Source organism: Microcystis sp. M169S2 (assembly GCF_020245865.1).
In the GTDB taxonomy this organism is placed as follows: Bacteria; Cyanobacteriota; Cyanobacteriia; order Cyanobacteriales; family Microcystaceae; genus Microcystis; species Microcystis ichthyoblabe_A.
Map to the genome: position 1 here is coordinate 1 of NZ_JADBUB010000137.1, position 15,792 is coordinate 15,792.

Sequence of the window (15,792 nt, forward strand, 5' to 3'; positions counted from 1 at the left end):
CAGCTTCACTGTATCTTCCTTGTGATAGGTAAAGTTCTGCTAGGTTGTTGAGACTTTGAGCGACATCAGGATGGTTGTCTCCTAACTGTTGTTTCCTGATAGCTAAAGACTGTTGTAAAAGAGGTTCAGCTTCACTTACTCCGACTTGATTTCTGACTCCATTAAGTGAAGCAAGCACTGAATTGAGTTGAGTCTGTGCTTCTGATAGTTGAGTCTGTGCTTCTAATAGTTGAGTCTGTGCTTGCTGTTTCTCTTCCCTTGCTATTTTGGACTCGTTTCGGGCATCTTGTGTGTTTTTGGTCGCTTCTGTAAATTGTTTCTCAACTTCTTGAACCTGTTGTTCTTTTGCTTTGATAGTGACTTGAGCTATTTCAGTAACTTGCTTTAGGTGCTTCTTTTCTGCAACTAAATTTTGATTAACTTGTTTCAATTTCTGTTCTGCTTCTAGCTGTAACTGTTTTGCTTTTTGTGCGTTTATGTCTGCCTGCTTTTTGTTAGTTTTAGTTTGCTCTAAACTGCGATTGAGACTGATTTTATCCTTATTAAGTTGGTCTTTATCTTGTTCAAGTTGTTTTTTTTCTCCCTCCGCTTCTTGTACATCCTGCCATGCTATTTTCAAATCATCTACCGCCTTTATCGAAATAGGAACGGCAATAGCAGCAATGGCAATAGCTCCCAATGCCCCCAACAAACTAAGCTTATTCCGTCGATTGGCTTTTTTGATGATTTTGTCGGATTCCTCCCTTGTTTCTAATAATGCTTGGTTCGCTGTTTCTAATTCTGTTTCCGCCTGTTCCCTCGCCGCCGTCAAAATCTGATTCGCTTCCGTTTCCGCCGCCAACCGCCTTTCCATATCCAGTTTTTCGACATCCTGGCTATCATCTAAAAAGCGTTCATCTTCTTTACTCAAACGCTTTCCTTTTGCCCAAGTCTCCGCATCTCTTAACGCCTGTCCCCGCAACAAAAACGACTCTTTCTGCTCCTCTTGTGCCTCCTGCCAAGCCTTAAACGCCTCCCCATAAAACCCCGGACGCAAATCCGCCAAAGCGCGAGCCACCCACTGCCCATTAAACACCTGCGCGTAGATGGGGTTATAGACTTTCAACCTGCCCTCTCGCTTCACCACCAAACCCGTCAGCCGCAGTTGTATTTGCTCGTAGCTCTCATCGGCAATGATCCCCCCTTCCTTGAGAGGCGGGGATGGGGAGAGGGGGGGGATGGGGAGAGGGGGGGGTTCAGCATCCAAAACTTGCTGATAAATCCCTAGCAGTCGCCCCCGCAGCCGTTCGTCACTGCGTAAAATCCTGTCTCGTATCGTTTTCAAATGCGGCGGCACGTCCTGCGCCTCCCAATTATCGATAAGCTGGCTCGTCACCACCTGCGCCACCAAATCTGGGGGCGATAGGCGCAAATCTGCCTCCTGCACTACCAAATTCAAGACCCGCTGCGTCAAAAACGGCTGTCCCCCCGTCCAATACAACACCGCTTGCAGCACCGCCTGCGGATCGTCCACCTTGCCCACCAAACCCTGCATCAACGGTTGAGCTTCCTGGAGTTGAAAGCCACTCATCTCCACCGCCCGACCGATATTAAACGCCAAACTATGCTTACTGACAATCAGATCGGAAGGTGTTGCCACCCCTAAAAACGCAAAAGTCAGCCGCCGATAACGCAGATCTTCCGCCCGCCGCTCAAAGAAAGAGCGAATCAGAATGAAAAAACCATCGGTATCAAACTTGAGACTGAGCAGGTTATCAATTTCTTCGACAAAAATGACGACATCTTGCGAGAGTTCTGCCAGCAATACGCGATCGATAAAATAAGTAAAGCGTTCGACCGCCGAAATCGACTGAGCCGCCAGATCCTTCCACCAACTCGAAAAATCGATTTTCTCTTGTAAATGCAAATCATCGATCAAGCGTTTTATGGTTCCGGCATACCACTGATCCTCGCTCAAACTGGTTCCCCGGGTTTGCGGGTCAATGACCGCACAAGCCACCCCCTCTGCCGCTAACTTCTGCATCACCCGCACCCGCAAACTAGACTTGCCCATCTGCCGCGAGTTAAAGACAAAACAATATTCTCCTGATTTCAGGCGATCGTACAATTCGCGATCGGCCTGTCGCTCTACATACCCACGATATTCGGCAGGTAAGCTCCCGCCTACTTGATAGCTAAAAGGAGTCGAGGAAGTTGGGTTTGTCATCTGATACCAAATTGCTAAAAATATGTCCCAGAAAACGGATTTCTTTAAGAAACCCGTTTTCTAAGAGGTTAGGCGATCGCGTAGCCCGTGTAACCGCGTACATCCGCCGGATGAAAAGCGAGGACAATATCCTGCTGGGGAACACCCGCTGCCACTAGCTCATGGGTTACTCCGTCTTCGGTTTCATCTCGTTGTACCCAGATTTTCTCGTTGATAATATCCAAATGAATTAAACAGCCATGCACGCGAGTTTTGCGATCCCATCCGAGCGTCATCAAAAGATAGCTATCTCGAACTTCATCAAAAATCGGCTTACAAATCAATTCGCCGTGAGAATAAGGGATTTCAGTATAAGGAATCAAAACCGATTTAATAATATGACGATACTGATCTAATTTTTCCATTGCGAAATGACCTCCTTTTCAGCATCAAAAACAATAAACTTGAGATTTTCATCTTCGATTAAAATTTGTCCGATTGGCTCTTCAAAAAATGAATTATAAATCACATCTCTAATCGCCAAATCTAGTTTACAATAAAGTGTTTTTATTTAATTTCCTCCCAAGCGATCGCAAAAATACTGACGATAAAGATCGCAGCGAGGTTTCACATTATTATCAACCCGCACCACTAATCCCATACTGTCCAGTTTAAACGACTCCTCAGACCGCAAACGTACCGGCGCTTCAGAAGTAATAACCAATTTCATGGCTGCCCCCAGTTCAGGATAATCTTCCAAAGTCTTCAAATGTCCCCGCAGATAATCGCTGTAAATTCCCGCTTCTGTGGGAGCCGTCCGCAAAAATTCCGCCAAAGAAAGATCCCCCGCTGCAATGTGATAGAGTGCCGAGCGCACCATGTAGGGATGCCCTCCAATTAACCCCATAAATTGTTCGAGTTCCCCCTCTGTCCAAGTTAATCCGTGCCGTGCTACCAACTCCTGTACCTGTTCAGGCGTAAACTCTCCCAATTCGATGGGCAACCCCACATTAAAAGGCGATTGATTGATATCCCGTTGGGCATAGGACTCTTGAGAATGGACGATGATCAGCCGCAATTTCTGCCACAGTTTTTTAATCTTGGAACTTTCATGCCAGCCGCGCAATAATCCGCATAAATCCGTCTCGATATCTGCGTATTTAAAGATGCGATCAAAGTTATCGATCGCCAACACTAACGGGCGATCGTCCCCCTCTAATAAATACTTCTCAAAATAATCCGTACTGTTATCGTTCGCTCCAAAAATATCATCCCAATACTCTTCAATCTTGACCCTTACTCCTAGTGGTTTACCCACCGACGCACAAAACCACTGCATGAACTTGTCGAGATCGTCAAAGAACTTTTGATTGGTCTGTTCCAGATCGATCGTTACCGCACGATAGCCTAGTTGAGATGCTTGGGCAAGTACCTTCGCCATCAGGGACGATTTGCCCATATTGTGGGGCGATTTAATCCGAATCAGGGAGCCAGGCTTTTGAATTTCCTCATAGCACCGTTCTTCGTAAGGGGAAGTAATATAAAAGCGAGAGTCAATGCTAACTTGTCCTTCTGGAGATTCCAAGCTAATTTCCTGTTGTATCTTGTCTGGAGTAACTGTTGGCTTGAGGGGTTCCGATTGCGTTGGCATCTCAGTGGCTTTTGCGGATTGTTGCGGCTCTGGCAAGACAGTGGGCTGTTTGTCAGTTAACACTGTCGCCATTTCCATTGCCGCGTGGCGAATCCCCTTAGCAATATTTAAAAACGCCTCACCCCGATTACTCCAAGTCGTCACAGGCTTGGCATTTTTTGGCAAAGCTTGCAACTTACCAAAAGGCGCACCACTCCAATCCACCGGCTTCAAAATAATCGGAATCACCCGCGCCTCCCCCGCATCATGCCGTGCAATCGCCCGTTCCATTTCAAGATCATAACAGTAGTCAGAAGCGATAAAGTTTTCACTAATCAACAACAGAATAATCTCGGCTGAATTGAGATTTTCATCAATGGCTTGTTTCCACTCTGTTCCAGCACTAATTTTGCGATCGTGCCATGATTTAATCACTCCCTGTCTTTGTAATGACGCGAGGTGAAGTCCTAAAGTTTCCCGCAGTTTCTCGTCTTTATGAGAGTAAGAAATAAATACATCGAGGGGTGTGGATGATATGTCTGGATTAGATAAAATCATGGCTGTCAGTTTTACGATTTCAGAAAACGGTTTTTTTCAAACTATTGATTTCAGAAAACGGGTTTTTTCAAAAAAACCGTTTTCTTGTCTAGAGTCACAACCTGACTTCACTTGTTATGCTAACACAGTGTTTATTATATAATTCTTGGTTAGTCAGAGAACAGGTTTATCGAAAAGTAATCTCATGGAGCATTCTCGTTAATTCCATAGAGATATTGTTTATAATTTATTGAAGTATCAGGAGGAACTTTTTTCCATTCTTCATCAGGAATTTCTTCCCCTATTTCAACAATTACCTGCCAAATAGGACGACGTGGTGCATGATTTTTTTATCAATGTCGGGGTGTTGAGTTTCATCAGTCTGTTCGGGATTTTTGGCGGAAGATTGCATGAGAATATACCCTAGTTTGGTTTTTTTTCAAAAGTATCCTTCTATTTTAACTATTTTTTGGGCTGTATGCAATCATTTTCTGCCTTGGAACAAGCGAACAATTTATTATGATTATAAATTATCACATCGGCAAATAACCTTCGTGTCCTCTGTGTCTCTGTGGTTAATTACCCTCGATAATCTCCGTACCTCGCTCCAACTCGAAAATGCTATGATAAAAACAAAACTATCACTTCTGATCAAGTATGGACACACAAAACCCTCACTCAACTGTAGAATCAGACAATTTAATCAAAGAACTTGAGGAACCTTTAATCATGACTAACTTAAACAATCATTCAACATCTAACACATCCGAAGAGCCTGAGTTATCAATGGAAGAACTCGATGCTAAATGGGATGCACTAGAAAATGATCCAGAATTTCGCAAAAAACCTTTTTGGCAAAGAATTGTTGAGATTGGTAAAGTTGTTCCCCAATCAGAATGGCGAAAACACTTACCTACAGACTTTGCGCGTAATTTTGAACACTATATGTACGGCGCACCGAGAGAAGATGAGGAAGAATGAAACAAATTTTCGCAAAACATTTACCTGACCAGATAATTTAGGTTATCATTAACTTATTCTCTTTAATCTAAAAGGAACCTTTAATCATGACTAACTTAAACAATCATTCAACCTCTAACACATCCGAAGAGCCTGAGTTATCAATGGAAGAACTCGATGCTAAATGGGATGCACTAGAAAATGACCCAGAATTTCGCAAAAAACCTTTTTGGCAAAGAATTGTTGAGATTGGTAACGTTGTTCCCCAATCAGAATGGCGAAAACACTTTCCCAGAGACTTTGCGCGTAACGCGGAACATTATATGTACGGCGCACCGAGAGAAGATGAGGAAGAATGAGAAAAATTTTCTTAGATACCTTCTATTTAAAAGCGTTAGCTGATAGAGGAGATAATGCTCATAGACTTGCTATAAGTATGGTAGCAAGACTGGGTAACTTTAGAGGTGTTACCAGTGAAATGGTTCTGACAGAATTACTCAATGCTTTATGCAGTAGAGGGGAATTTTTGCGTAAATCAGCTATTCGTCTAACTCATGATTTACGCAATGACAGCAAAACCATAATCATTCCCCAAACCAGTGAACAATTTCAGCAAGCTTTTGATTTTTACCAAAGACGATTAGATAAAGGATACAGTTTAACTGATTGTGCTTCCATGCAGATTATGAGACAACTGGAAATCTCTGAAATATTAACCTTTGATAAGCATTTTCAGCAAGAAGGATTTAGCGCATTACTCAGAGAATAGTCACTAAACTTTACTTCACTTTAATTTTTTTCTCGCTTCATATAACCATTGTTCTTCCTCTGTATTAATTTCCCTCCCTTGAGCTAAATTAAGACATTTACGCCAATTTTCCTGAGATAATTTCTTGTCTTCTTTTTCTAAAAGTTGAGCATAAATACAAAAAGCAGCACCGGGATTGCGGATAAATTTCTGATAAGCTGGATTTTCAGCGATACCAATAGCAACTAAAAGATTAGGAATTGCATCTTCACTGCGATTTTGCTTAAATCTGGCCCAGCCTAGATTTTTATAAATACTATATTTTTGTACTGCTAAATTGCGTTTCTCCTCTTCAGTAAATTGGTCTAGTTTTTCATCTTTTTCTGCTAATAATCTCTTGGCTTTTTCCAGTAACTCTACTGCTTCTGCATTCTTATTATCGCGCAGATACCAATAAGCGAGATTATTATAAGCATCTATAAAACCACCTTTTGCCGCGATTAAATAGTGTTTTTTCGCATTAGTCAAATCCTGTAACTCTTCGTAAAGTGTTGCCAACTTATAATGAGCATCTAAATTATCTGGGTTTAACTCAATTGCTTTTAAATACTTCTCTTCGGCTGAAGCTAAATTAGGAAATTCTTGACTTGCTGGCGGAGGAGATTGTAAACGGTTGCCTTCTTGCTTATAAAACTCAGAAAACCAAGAGAAATTTAGATAAATTCCCAAGAGAAAAGCAAAGACTATTACTGTTACAGAAAACTGTATTTCTTCATACCAATGTTCAGCAATCCTAAGAAATTTCATTAACTTAACAAAACCCTTCTGGCGCGTCCGTGTGAGAGCATTTTCAGTTTGTAATAAAGAAATGAAAGTCGAAAAAATAACACCCCCTATTTCTGGCAAACCTGAACCACCACTAAGAAACCGAGTAGCAATCGTTCCGATTAATGTAAAATTAACCCCTAATAAAACCAGTTTACCGCTTCTCAATAGCCAATCAAAGCGATTGCAAGGATGCAGAGATTCCCTACTTTCTAAATGCCACCACCAAGCCTGAGCAGAAATAGGTAAAGTCTCCCGATATTCAGCTAAGTCAATAACTTGAGTAATTTTGTAGCTTTTCTGTTTTAATCTATTATCTTGTTCGATTAATTTTGACCAGATATCAACCGAAATTTCCGCCTCGGCTTCCATTCGTTTCTGAAGAGCATCTCTGGCGGTAATAATTTCTAAAGCCTGTGCTTTTTTCAGAGATTTATTATGGGAAGTATCTAAATAATTTAGAGCATTCTGGTAACGCTCTAAAGCAACTTGAAAGGGTGTCGGCACAGGTGCAGGAGAATTCATATTATACTAAATCCGTTGAGCATAGGTTACTTATAAGGACAGGCAAAAGGCAAGAGGCAAAAGGCAAAAGGGGGAATAAATAATCAGTTTTTAATAACCAGATTTAGTATTATACAATCCTAAAAGTTTAGTTTCTTTCACTGTTTGAGGGTAAAAAATACCTCGGCAAAACTGGCTGCTGATACTAAATCCTGTTTAAAAAGTATAGGAAAGTGGGAAGATGGGGCAAAAAACCAAAGAAATTAGGAACCATAGGTTCCCAATTCCTGTAGTATATGCCATTGTATGTAACGGGCTTGGAGAGACTCGAACTCCCGACCTTGTGGTCCGTAGCCACACGCTCTAATCCACTAAGCTACAAGCCCTTGTTTTTCTCAACAGTAAACTACTATAGCACAGGTTCATTCAATGACGCAAGAGGGTAAAGAAAAATTATCTCATCTCGACAGCCAAGGCGAGGCCCAGATGGTGGATGTATCGGAGAAAATGCCCACTAAACGCACTGCTATCGCCCTAGGACAAGTGAGAATGCTAAAAACGACTTTTGAAGCCATAGAACAGGGAAATGCGCCTAAAGGTGACGTTTTAGGGACGGCCAGACTAGCGGGAATTATGGCGGCCAAACAAACTTCCTCCTTAATTCCCCTTTGCCATCCCTTACCCCTGCAAAAAATCAATGTTCAGATTATCCCGAAAGCAGAGTTACCCGGTTACGAAATTCGGGCAGAAGTGGTGACAAAATCGGAAACTGGGGTAGAAATGGAAGCTTTAACGGCGGTATCTGTGGCAGCCTTGACTTTATACGATATGGCTAAAGCGTTAGAAAAATCAATCCTGATTGAGAATATCCGTTTGCTGAGTAAAACAGGAGGGAAATCAGATTATCATCAGGATACCCTGTTGCGATGAAAACTCTAAGTAGGGTTTGCGGCAAAAAGTTTTTCCTGGTGTCAGGGTGTGGGGTGTGGGGTGTGGGGTGTGGGGTGTGGGGTGTGGGGTGTGGGGTGTGGGGTGTAGGGTGTGGGGTTGTACCAATTTTCAGGACGTTCGGCGAGCTCAGTCGAGCCGGAGTCAATTACCTAATTTTCGGGGAAAAAGTACCTGACTCCAATCGCTGGCACTTGTTGATTTCAAAAAAGCCTAAAGATATTATCCAAGAAGGTTTTTAGATTTATTCAGCAAACCCTAAGTAACCCCTTCTAACTTTTCATCGGTCAATTGATATAATTCCTGTAATTTCTCTAATTTGTCGGGGTCTGCTTGCCAAAAACCGCGACCCTGTGCTTCTAACATTCTACCGACAATATTACGGAAAGCTTCGGGATTAGCTTGACGCAATTTTTCCGCCATTTCTGTATCAAAAGCGTAGGTATCGGCTGCCTGATCATACACCCAATCGTCACTAAAATTAGCCGTACCGCCCCAACCAATTAAAGCGGTCATTCTTTGGGAGATTTCGTAGGCCCCACCAGAACCTTGATTAACCATGGCATTGGCCCATTTAGGATTGAGTAATTTACTGCGGTATTCTAAGCGCAAAACCTCCTCTAATTTGCGGGGAGTTGTATCATTGGAAAAACTCTCGACAAAACTCGTCATCACCCGTTTACCGCTTTGTTTTTCTGCGGCTAATTTTAATCCTCCCGTGTTGCCGTAGTATTCCTGAATATCGGTTAAACCGTATTCTACCGAGTCAATTTCTTGGATAATACTTTCACTGGTTTTTAATAACTGTTGTAGCACTTCTGGCCGCGCTTGTCCCTTATCTTGACGACCATAACTAAAAACATTACGCTTTTCCCAAGTTTTCGCTAATTCGTTGTCATTGTCCCAATTTCCCTCCACTACTTGGTCATTAACTAAAGAGCCAAAATCCCCGGCAGGATTGGAAAATAAACGAGCGCTGGCATTGTCAATCCCTTGACTTTTTAAGGCTAAATAGTGCTTACGGATATAATTATCATTTTCCGATTCTTCTATCTCGGCTGCCCGCTGCATTAAATCATCCAATAACTCGATAATATTGATAAAAGTATCCCGAAAAATTCCCGATAAATTAGCCAAAATATCGATGCGCGGGTGTCCAATTTCCCCTAGAGGTTTTAATTCATACCTGACAATTCTTCCTGTCCCCTCTTTCACCGGTTCCGCACCGACTAATTCTAAGAGAATACCCAGGGATTCACCCTTAGTTTTAATCACATCTAATCCCCAGAGTAAAACTGCTACAGTTTCGGGATATTTTCCTTTTTCGGTTAAGTTTTGTTGTAGCAGTTTTTTGGCGATTTCTCGTCCGCGAGTGTAGGCTGCGGGGGAAGGCATCCGGTAGGGATCCAAAGCGTGTATATTGCGTCCTGTGGGTAAAACTCCCGCACCATCCCGGAGTAAATCACCCCCCGGTGCCGGTGGTACATATTCCCCATTTAATCCCCGCAAAAGATTAGTTAATTCTTCGCTATTTTGTCCTAATAAATTTTTAATAGCAATGCCTTCTTTAAGCTTTTCATTGGTTGCTTCGTCAGCGATAATTTGCTGAAATTCTCGCTCAGATAAATCGGTGAAATAAGCGTCAAGATAACCTTTTAATTCTTCCTGATTGGGAGCAGTTCCTAGGGTGTGTAAACCCGAAGAAAATAGTCTTTGTTCGACGATTTGTAAGTAATTATACACCTTGACAAAATAATCGGTTAGTGCATAGCGGCTAAATAATTTGGCATTTTCTAAAGTGAATTCTATTCCCTGTTTTTCTGCTTCCAGAAAAGGACAATCTTTAGAGATACCTGTATCAATAATCTTTTGAAGAATACTATCTCTTAAAGCGTAATTTTTCTCAGGATTTTCTCGAAACTCTGCAATCAAATCTCGTAAAATCATCAATTCTTTATATAATCCCGCTCGTCCGTAGGGAGGCACATTATGGGAAATTAACACCCCATAACCGCGACGTTTAGCTAGGATAGATTCCGAGGGATTATTAGCAGCATAAATATATAAATTCGGTAAATCTCCTAATAAAATATCTGACCAAGAATAACCAGTATTTCCTAGGGGTGAACCTGGCAGCCATTCGACGGTTCCGTGCATACCAAAATGAACGATAGCATCGGTCTTAAAATCTTTTTGTAACCACTGATAAAAGGCTGCATACTGAGGGTGAGGAGTTAAATCTTTTTCAAACATTAACCGCATCGGATCCCCAGCAATTCCTAAAGGTGGCTGGACTCCAATCCAGATATTACCTAACTCAATTCCCCCTAAATGATACTGGTCGCCAATAGTTTTTATCCCCGCATCTTTCAGAGATTTCCAGTGTTTTTCAATGCGAGAGGTTAACAGATAACCTAGCCAATTTTCTAAAGTTTCTATCGATAAACGATTTTGTTTAGAGAGATTTTCATCATCGGCAAATTTAACTTTTTGAATAATTTCTTCCCCGTCTTCGGGAATCGTTCCCAGATTATAACCCTGCGCTTGTAAAGCTTGTAAAAACTTAACTAAACTCCGGGGAACATTTAATAAAGCTGCCGTACCAACTGCCCCATAACCCGGGGGAAATCCATAGAGAATGATGGCTATTTTCCGTTCTTGCGGAGGGGTTTTATGTAACTTAATCCAACTGTTTAAACGTCCAGTTAAACGCTGTAATCTTTCGGGGATTAAATAGATAGTTTCCCCCACTAATCCCCCCAGAGGAATTGTATCAATTGCCCCGTCTAATTCTGGTAAAGCGTATAAAACCACACTCTGTAAACCACCGATTCCCTGTCTTGTCCAAGAATAAATATCTTGAATTAATAAAGGGGCAGCGATAAGATAAGGAATATTTTTAGCGGACAGAATTCGTTTAGCCACTTCTACCTGTCTTCCCGCTTCCATAGAACCCGCAGGACCCCCCACCAAAGGAAAGCCAATCGTCGAGACAATTGCATCTACTGTCACCGCATCTTCACTTAAAGAAGGAGTTTCAATGATTCCTTTTTTTCTTTGCTGAATTTCGTAGTCTGTGGTTAACCAATCCCGAACAATTGTATGGCCTTCCACTCCGTTAATAAACACGGGTAGGGGAATTAAATTAGCCGTTTCAAAATGACGGATTAATTGATTAATATAGGGTAGTTTACTGATAACGTGCTTCCGATAAAGCAGCAGTGCCACCACTGGTTTATCAAGGGATTTATTTTTTTGATACCAAGTCAAATATTCTTGGGGAGTGAGAAAATAACCCTGATAATCGGGGTGTAATAGTCCCTTATTGGGAGTTTCGATAACTTCGGGTATTTCCCGTACTTTTAATCCTAGATATTTTTGGGCAATTACCCAACACATAGCGGCAACATTTTCGGTTCCTCCCGCATTCCAATAACCGTAGATAATTAACCAATTACGCAAATCTTGAACTTTTTTAGCGGGAATAAATTTCAGTAGTTTCGGACCTGTTTTGAGGAAACTAAGATAACCAGCTAACTTATCTTCTTCCTTGCCACTGGAAAATTTACTCAAGATAAATTGAATTGGTTTTGGCATTCCTTTTGGTTTATCCCCGATGGCAAATTCTCCCAAACGGGTTAAACTCATTAACTCTAAAGCAGACTCAAAAACTAAGCGAATCGGAATCTCTGCCGCTCGTTGCCGCAGCCAAGTAACTTGATCGTAATCGAAGATCAAACTAGCAAAAAAAACGTCAGCAGTGGCTAAAGCTTGCTCGACTATTTCCGGTTCGCTCGTCAAGGATTTATCGCTAAATACTTTTACTTCTAAATCGGGACATTTAGAACTAGCCAACAGGCCCGATTGCCGATATAAATTCCTGTTAAAGGTTTCAAAGCCAACAATTAAAACAATGCTTTTCATAAGAATTTATTTTCTGATAAATCAGGGTGCGTTATTTTGCCTTAACACACCCCCTGAAATGATCATAACGACAAATTAATAATAACTGCCGGATTTGCGATGATGGATGGCGGTTAAACCCTGGTGTAAAACCCTGCCTTTTTCTGCGATCGCATAAAGCAGCCAATGATCACCGCACTCCATTCGTTGTTCCACCCGACATTCCAGATAAGCGAGCGCTTCGGCCAGAATCGGCCCACCGTTCTCAGCTTTAGTGGTTTCGATATTAGCAAAACGGTCTTCCCCCGGAGCAAAGGGTTTGAGAAAATGCTTCATTAAAGCTATATGTTGTCCTTCTTGCCGGATATTAAGGACAAAATGGATATAAAGTGGGTAGAGTCGATGGGAGGTATTATCAGCAATTCTCATTTTAAGGTTTCATGACATTAAAACCCTTGCACCTAGAAGGGTTAATAATTCTTAACGAATCTCTAGATCGCTGAAACAAGGCAAAATCGTTTCAAAATGAGAATTGCTGCCACTATCTCACCTGCATCGGTCTAACACCCCCTTAATAAGACTTATAGCAGAGAACGAGTTGGTTAGGACAACCTAAATCGCTAAAATTCAGTTCTGGCAAGGATTTTCCTTCTTCCTTCTGCCCGCTGCTATAATAGCGCACTGTGCGGTTTAATCACCTCAATCAGGAGTCAGGAGACGATGCCAAATCAGATTATACTTCATCTTTATGAGAAACGCTGTAAGCTGTAATAATTAAGAGACATCTTAAAAAAAGTCAGAAACCCTTCTGTTCCCTGTTCCGGAGTTCCCTTGTCTCTAAAGTTAACTTTATTTTTAACTAGGTACTTAGAATGAAAAATGAAATATTAAATCTAGAATTTTCTCCCGATGTTCTTGCCGCTTTAAAAATAGGAATTGATGAACTCGGTCAAGAAATTAAACTTCTGGCCGCTATTTATTATTTTCAAGAAAAGCGACTTTCTTTAGGAAAAGCGGCGGAATTAGCGAGAATTAATCGCCTAGAATTTATGGATATTTTGTCTAAAAAAGGGATTGTATTGTTTGATTATGACGAATCGGCGTTAGCGGTTGAATTAAAGGGAATAGAAAAACTGGAGCCTGATGATTGTAAGTAACGCTACTCCCCTCATCGCTTTTGCGCGAATTGGTCAACTCGGTCTTTTACAAGAAATAGTTAAAAGCATCATTATTCCTAAGGCGGTAGCTCTTGAAATCAGCACTTATGATCAAGACAAAACTGGCTCGATCGATCTATTACGAGAACAGTGGATTTCTGTCCGAGAAATCGCCTCTCAACAGCAGGTTTCCTTACTATTACCGACTCTGGATCGAGGAGAATCAGAAGTCATCGTCCTTGCACTAGAACAAAAAGCCCCTTTAGTGCTTATCGATGAATTAGCGGCTCGTCAGGTGTGTAAATCTCTCAATATTCCAATTACAGGTTCGATCGGTATTTTAATTAAAGCAAAACAGTTGGGAAAGATCGATGCAGTCAAACCTTACATAGAAACGATGCAACAACAAGGCATATACTACAGCCAGAAATTTATTGATCTTGTTTTACAAACAGTAGCAGAAGGATAGGGGAGAGTATCGTTCACTTTCGGGATCAGCCGAAACCCTTGTTTTTTGCGATCCCTTACCCGTCACCATGAGTTAATAATAACTGCCAGATTTGCGATGATGGATGGCGGTTAAACCTTGGTGTAAAACCTTACCTTTTTCTGCGATCGCATAAAGCAGCCAATGATCACCGCACTCCATTCGTTGTTCCACCCGACATTCCAGATAAGCGAGCGCTTCGGCCAGAATCGGTCCACCGTTCTCAGCTTTAGTGGTTTCGATATTAGCAAAACGATCTTCTCCGGGGGAAAAAGGTTTAAGAAAATGTTTCATTAAAGCCAAATGTTGACCTTCTTGGAGGATATTAAGGACAAAAGGCGTACCGCTATAAAGCAGAGACTCGATCGCTCGTTCTTTCGCCACGGCAATAGTCAATCCGGGGGGGGTGAACGTCGCTTGCGACACCCAAGAGGCTAACATGGCGCCGCGCAATTCCCCCAATTCGCAGGTGACGATACAGAGAGAACCCACCAAACGGCCCAGAGCCTGCGATCGCCGATCGCTTTGGGATTGGTTAACATTAGTTTTCGGTTGTCTGCTTTTGCGAGCTTTTTTGACTGCTTGAGCGAAATCGGTTCCCGCTTCCTCACAGGTCTTTAAAATTGCCTCCGTGGGCTTAAATTTAACCCGAATTGGCTCAAAACCGAAGCGATAACCGCCATCCCGGAATTTACCTTCCAAAAGATCGATCGCTTCACCACTCCAACCGTAGGAGCCAAAAACCCCCACCAGCTTGCTTTTATCGCCATTTGCCAGGGTAATCCCCAAGGCGGTTTGGATGGGAGTCGGTGCGTGTCCTCCCAAAGTGGGGGAACCAAAGATAAAACCGACACTTTTTTCGATCGCCGTTTTGATCTCGTCTGGTTCAGCGAACTCGGCATTAATCGCCGTGACTGCTACTGCCGCTTTCGTGATCCCCATGGCGATCGCTTGAGCGAGGGTGGCGGTGTTGCCGTAGGCACTAGCATAAATCAGGGCGATTGTCAACTCTTGGGACTTTTGTACTGCTAACCATTGTTGATAGGAAAGGGTCAATTCGTGCATCGCGTAACGCACCAGAGGACCGTGACCAACGGCATAAAATAAGGGCGATTTAGCGGCTAATTTCTCCAAAGCGTTGCTAATTTGGCTGGCATAGGGAGCCATGAGACAATCGAAATAATAACGCCGATCTTCGTTATAAACGCTCCAACCCTCATCAAAAATTTGGTCGCCACAAACGTGCGCTCCGAATAATTTATCGGTGTAGAGAATATCGGTTTTGCTGTCGTAGGTACAGAGTTGATCGGGAAATCTGGGGTTAGGAGTGGGGATAAATTCTAATTGATGGTTTGCCCCTAAATTTAATATTTCTTCCCCCTTGACAACCAACAGATTTAATGCTTCGTTTTCGAGAATTTTTTTCAGGGAAATTGCCCCCGGATTAGAACAAACAAAAGTGACTTGAGGCGCGATTTCTAAAAGTGCCTTGAGGGTGACGGCACGATTGGGGTTAACGTGACCGAGGATAATATAATCAATAGTTTTCGGATCGATTCTTTTAGTTAAAGCCTCTAAAAATATAGCCGAGAATGATTCCCCCGGTGGATCAAAAAGAGCGACTTTTTCACCTTTAATCAGATAACTATTGGCGGTAGTTCCCTTTTGTAATCCATATTCGATCTCGAATTTTAACCGGTCCCAAGTGCGGGAACGAAAGACAAAAGTATCGACGGCAATAGGTGCTACTTGTACATCTCTCGGTTTGACAATTGCATTATTCATAATCTTAGTTACCAGTTATCAGTTAAGTAGTCAATTAGTTAAGCGGCAAGTTGAGGCTGTCATCATTTTTTACTTGGCAAGTTTGGCATCAATGTCAACACTTGATTTTTGACTAAATACAGC

At 42.1% G+C, this 15,792-nt stretch carries 14 protein-coding genes, 1 tRNA gene and 1 pseudogene; 6 read left to right on the top strand and 10 right to left on the bottom strand.

Annotation, left to right across the window (positions count from 1 at the left end):
* The 4 genes from IM485_RS14035 to IM485_RS14050 form a co-directional block, all read right to left on the bottom strand.
* Nucleotides 1-2,206 (bottom strand): AAA-like domain-containing protein (locus IM485_RS14035; protein WP_287743824.1); only part of this gene is annotated, 2,206 nt, incomplete at its 3' end.
* Nucleotides 2,207-2,274: 68 nt separating this feature from the next.
* Nucleotides 2,275-2,610: a XisI protein gene (locus IM485_RS14040; protein ID WP_002754817.1), complete on the bottom strand. Its 336-nt coding sequence runs from the start codon at nt 2,608-2,610 to the stop codon at nt 2,275-2,277.
* Nucleotides 2,598-2,729: an element excision factor XisH family protein gene (locus tag IM485_RS14045; protein ID WP_002761389.1), complete on the bottom strand. Its 132-nt coding sequence runs from the start codon at nt 2,727-2,729 to the stop codon at nt 2,598-2,600. Before IM485_RS14045 ends, IM485_RS14040 begins: the two co-directional genes overlap by 13 nt.
* A 27-nt stretch (nt 2,730-2,756) precedes the next feature.
* Nucleotides 2,757-4,373, bottom strand: coding sequence for an AAA-like domain-containing protein (locus IM485_RS14050; protein WP_287743826.1), 1,617 nt, complete (start codon nt 4,371-4,373; stop codon nt 2,757-2,759).
* 708 nt (nt 4,374-5,081) lie between these two features.
* Between IM485_RS14050 and IM485_RS14055 the strand changes: the two genes are divergently transcribed.
* The 3 genes from IM485_RS14055 (at nt 5,082) to IM485_RS14065 (ending at nt 6,081) form a co-directional block, all read left to right on the top strand.
* Entirely contained in the window at nt 5,082-5,333 is a 252-nt protein-coding gene (locus IM485_RS14055) for a hypothetical protein (RefSeq protein ID WP_024970586.1), read from the top strand.
* A gap of 86 nt (nt 5,334-5,419) precedes the next feature.
* A complete protein-coding gene (locus IM485_RS14060; protein WP_002774365.1) occupies nt 5,420-5,671 on the top strand; it encodes a hypothetical protein in 252 nt (83 codons plus the stop codon).
* On the top strand, nt 5,668-6,081 hold the full coding sequence (locus IM485_RS14065) for a type II toxin-antitoxin system VapC family toxin (RefSeq protein WP_002797269.1): 414 nt from the start codon (nt 5,668-5,670) through the stop codon (nt 6,079-6,081). Before IM485_RS14060 ends, IM485_RS14065 begins: the two co-directional genes overlap by 4 nt.
* A 15-nt stretch (nt 6,082-6,096) precedes the next feature.
* Here IM485_RS14065 and IM485_RS14070 read toward each other — a convergent pair whose 3' ends face one another.
* Complete coding sequence (locus IM485_RS14070; RefSeq protein ID WP_287743830.1) at nt 6,097-7,410, bottom strand: tetratricopeptide repeat protein; 1,314 nt, start codon at nt 7,408-7,410, stop codon at nt 6,097-6,099.
* A gap of 291 nt (nt 7,411-7,701) precedes the next feature.
* Nucleotides 7,702-7,775, bottom strand: a tRNA-Arg gene (locus IM485_RS14075).
* Between the two features lie 43 nt (nt 7,776-7,818).
* Here IM485_RS14075 and moaC point away from each other — a divergent pair.
* On the top strand, nt 7,819-8,319 hold the full coding sequence (gene moaC / locus IM485_RS14080) for a cyclic pyranopterin monophosphate synthase MoaC (RefSeq protein WP_287743833.1): 501 nt from the start codon (nt 7,819-7,821) through the stop codon (nt 8,317-8,319).
* On the opposite strand, the gene IM485_RS14085 is transcribed toward moaC, so the two are convergent.
* The 3 genes and pseudogenes from IM485_RS14085 to IM485_RS14095 form a co-directional block, all read right to left on the bottom strand.
* Nucleotides 8,287-8,445 carry a hypothetical protein gene (locus tag IM485_RS14085; protein ID WP_287743836.1) on the bottom strand — a complete coding sequence of 53 codons (159 nt, stop codon included), beginning with the start codon at nt 8,443-8,445 and terminating at the stop codon, nt 8,287-8,289. The two genes, moaC and IM485_RS14085, sit on opposite strands and share 33 nt — an antisense overlap.
* Before the next feature lie 150 nt (nt 8,446-8,595).
* Complete coding sequence (gene bchH / locus IM485_RS14090) at nt 8,596-12,261, bottom strand: magnesium chelatase subunit H (protein WP_287743839.1); 3,666 nt, start codon at nt 12,259-12,261, stop codon at nt 8,596-8,598.
* A 75-nt stretch (nt 12,262-12,336) separates the two neighbouring features.
* Nucleotides 12,337-12,618: pseudogene (locus tag IM485_RS14095) on the bottom strand (flavin reductase family protein); the annotation flags it as partial.
* A gap of 494 nt (nt 12,619-13,112) precedes the next feature.
* On the opposite strand from IM485_RS14095, the gene IM485_RS14100 reads away from it, so the two are divergent.
* Both IM485_RS14100 and IM485_RS14105 read left to right on the top strand, forming a co-directional pair.
* The gene (locus IM485_RS14100; protein WP_002754799.1) at nt 13,113-13,397 is read left to right on the top strand and encodes a UPF0175 family protein; all 285 of its coding nucleotides are present in this window, start codon (nt 13,113-13,115) and stop codon (nt 13,395-13,397) included.
* Nucleotides 13,384-13,866, top strand: a complete 483-nt coding sequence (locus tag IM485_RS14105) for a PIN domain-containing protein (RefSeq protein WP_104397909.1) — start codon at nt 13,384-13,386, stop codon at nt 13,864-13,866. The genes IM485_RS14100 and IM485_RS14105 overlap by 14 nt, the downstream gene beginning before the upstream one ends.
* A 72-nt stretch (nt 13,867-13,938) precedes the next feature.
* Here the strand turns inward: IM485_RS14105 and IM485_RS14110 are convergent, their stop codons facing one another.
* Nucleotides 13,939-15,669 carry a diflavin flavoprotein gene (locus tag IM485_RS14110; RefSeq protein WP_104397908.1) on the bottom strand — a complete coding sequence of 577 codons (1,731 nt, stop codon included), beginning with the start codon at nt 15,667-15,669 and terminating at the stop codon, nt 13,939-13,941.
* Between the last annotated feature and the right edge of the window lie 123 nt (nt 15,670-15,792).

Excerpts from the sequence above, each read along its gene's own strand:
- IM485_RS14040 (WP_002754817.1), bottom strand. The coding sequence starts at position 2,610 with ATGGAAAAATTAGATCAGTATCGTCATATTATTAAATCGGTTTTGATT.
- IM485_RS14050 (WP_287743826.1), bottom strand. The coding sequence starts at position 4,373 with ATGATTTTATCTAATCCAGACATATCATCCACACCCCTCGATGTATTT.
- IM485_RS14055 (WP_024970586.1), top strand. The coding sequence starts at position 5,082 with ATGACTAACTTAAACAATCATTCAACATCTAACACATCCGAAGAGCCT.
- IM485_RS14060 (WP_002774365.1), top strand. The coding sequence starts at position 5,420 with ATGACTAACTTAAACAATCATTCAACCTCTAACACATCCGAAGAGCCT.
- IM485_RS14065 (WP_002797269.1), top strand. The coding sequence starts at position 5,668 with ATGAGAAAAATTTTCTTAGATACCTTCTATTTAAAAGCGTTAGCTGAT.
- IM485_RS14070 (WP_287743830.1), bottom strand. The coding sequence starts at position 7,410 with ATGAATTCTCCTGCACCTGTGCCGACACCCTTTCAAGTTGCTTTAGAG.
- moaC (WP_287743833.1), top strand. The coding sequence starts at position 7,819 with ATGACGCAAGAGGGTAAAGAAAAATTATCTCATCTCGACAGCCAAGGC.
- bchH (WP_287743839.1), bottom strand. The coding sequence starts at position 12,261 with ATGAAAAGCATTGTTTTAATTGTTGGCTTTGAAACCTTTAACAGGAAT.
- IM485_RS14100 (WP_002754799.1), top strand. The coding sequence starts at position 13,113 with ATGAAAAATGAAATATTAAATCTAGAATTTTCTCCCGATGTTCTTGCC.
- IM485_RS14105 (WP_104397909.1), top strand. The coding sequence starts at position 13,384 with ATGATTGTAAGTAACGCTACTCCCCTCATCGCTTTTGCGCGAATTGGT.
- IM485_RS14110 (WP_104397908.1), bottom strand. The coding sequence starts at position 15,669 with ATGAATAATGCAATTGTCAAACCGAGAGATGTACAAGTAGCACCTATT.